At 36.5% G+C, this 351-nt stretch carries 1 protein-coding gene; it reads left to right on the forward strand.

Going from position 1 to position 351, the window contains the following annotated elements; all coding sequences use genetic code 11:
* A partial coding sequence (locus RH98_RS15810; RefSeq protein WP_010258170.1) for a hypothetical protein occupies window positions 1–351 on the forward strand: 351 nt, incomplete at both ends.

The raw sequence follows: 351 nt of genomic DNA on the forward strand, positions 1-351 counted from the left end.
TAAAGGAAGTATTACTGGAGATGATATTATAGAAGTATCTAATGGCGCTAATACAACTTTGGGAGATGTGGCTTTCAGTATAAATAATGCATCTATAAAAGCAGAGAAATTAAACTCTACAGGAGCAGATAAAGGAACAGTAGCTACAGCAGATGGAGCAGGTAAAGTAACTTATAGCAAAGTCTCAACAGCAAATCTAGATGGCAAAGGAAGTATTACAGGAGATAATATTATAGAAGTATCAAATGGAGCTAATGCAACTTTAGGGGATGTATCATTGAGCTTAGCAGATAACTCTGTAACCTCTGGTAAATTAAGCTCTGGACAAGCTGCTAATGGAACAGTAGCTAC

The sequence above is a fragment of the Myroides injenensis M09-0166 genome, assembly GCF_000246945.1.
In the GTDB taxonomy this organism is placed as follows: domain Bacteria; phylum Bacteroidota; class Bacteroidia; order Flavobacteriales; family Flavobacteriaceae; genus Flavobacterium; species Flavobacterium injenense.